Here is a 1,472-nt window from a genome sequence, read left to right as displayed (position 1 = left end):
CAAAATCTAGATCTTGTAAACGCACACCTCGGGCCTCCATACAGCGCAGTCCGCAACCATAAAGCAAACCAATAAGAATTCTATGTTTGAGCAATTTGGCGTTTTGTAACATCGCCCAAACTTCTTCTTTGCTTAAAACAACAGGGAGTTTTTTCTCGTGTTTTATGGAAGGTAAACGAAGAAACTCATAAGGCAAACCCTCCGATTTTAATAAAAACCGAAGTCCGTAAACACAATGTTTAAAATACGTTTGAGAAGGTGTTTTTGACTTTTTTTGTTGGTAAAACAAGTAGTCCTGAACTTGTTCAGCATCTAATTCAGTTGGGATTTTACCAAAATAAAGCGAGATAGACGCAACATGGCGCGAATAGTTATTAAAGGTACTTTGGCTTCTGCCCAAAATCGAAACTGTCCTCTCAAATCGATCTAAAAGTTCCTCGAAACCTGGAACTTCTCGCTTGGCTTGGTTCAGAATTTTATTCTCTCTTAATGCATCAGGATGCTTTTTTTTGTTACCATAATAATAGATTTTAGTTATCTTTGAAAAGTACTACTTTTTCGGTTTCGCACTACCGAAGGTTTAGTTCAACAGCGGTTTGGCGCAATTGGGGTTTTAGGCGAACTTTAAAGTTGGTTTTGTACTTGGAAGTTGGTTTTTTAATCGATACATTTGGCTAATCAAATCCCCAACTGACGCCAAGCCACGAGACGTTAGCGGTAATGCCCCCGCATAGGAGGAAATTTAGCTGTTCAAAAATGAAGCCTATTTGGAAAATTAAAAATAATAATGGAAAAGAAACTCAGAATATATACACCAAAAAGCTCATTCGAAATTGACAAACGTTTATTAATGGCATTGACTTTATGGTCACTACCCTTTTTATTTAATTTTGCAAAATCAATATTTCCTGGAAATGAAGAAAACCTTGATTTACTGGGTGTGTTTTTTGTAATAATTGCTTTTCTATATTCTCTTTATTTCATTATAAGTAACTGTTTTAAATTCGAAACCACTAATGGCGAATTTACTGGATATTTGATTATAGACTCCGAAAAAATCACTTGTAATGATGACGTTTACACAATTTACGAAATTGAAAAAATAGCCATTCTAAGTGATTCCTATCGTGGAAAATTTAATGGAAATATAAGAGCTTGGGAACGAAAAAAATCAAATGGCGTTAAAAATTATATCGAGATACATAAAAAAGATGGAGAATTTAAAAAACATTTTTTTCTTCAGACTAAAACAGAAAATATAAAAATGTTTTCAGATGAAATCAGAACTTATTATCGATTTGGTAAATTAGGAGAACAGAATTATAAAAATATCGTTGACTAAATGCACTACCGCTAACAGATAAGGTTTCGTTGCGGCTGCAAGCCGAACAATGAAACCTGTGTTGAACGGAACCGTTCATTGGCAGGAACTATGGAGTTATCGTAAAGTTTAGATAGAGAATTTCAAGAGG

At 34.4% G+C, this 1,472-nt stretch carries 2 protein-coding genes; one reads left to right on the top strand and one right to left on the bottom strand.

The window, feature by feature from the left end; genetic code table 11:
- Window positions 1-400 (bottom strand): tyrosine-type recombinase/integrase (locus ACNQF6_RS15700; protein ID WP_417966961.1); only part of this gene is annotated, 400 nt, incomplete at its 3' end.
- A 387-nt stretch (window positions 401-787) separates the two neighbouring features.
- On the opposite strand from ACNQF6_RS15700, the gene ACNQF6_RS15695 reads away from it, so the two are divergent.
- Window positions 788-1,342: a hypothetical protein gene (locus ACNQF6_RS15695; RefSeq protein WP_417966960.1), complete on the top strand. Its 555-nt coding sequence runs from the start codon at window positions 788-790 to the stop codon at window positions 1,340-1,342.
- Window positions 1,343-1,472: the final 130 nt, after the last annotated feature.

Source organism: Flavobacterium pasteuri, assembly GCF_048286615.1.
GTDB lineage: Bacteria > Bacteroidota > Bacteroidia > Flavobacteriales > Flavobacteriaceae > Flavobacterium.
Note: the sequence above shows the minus strand (reverse complement) of the source record. Positions and strands in the feature narration are given on the sequence as shown.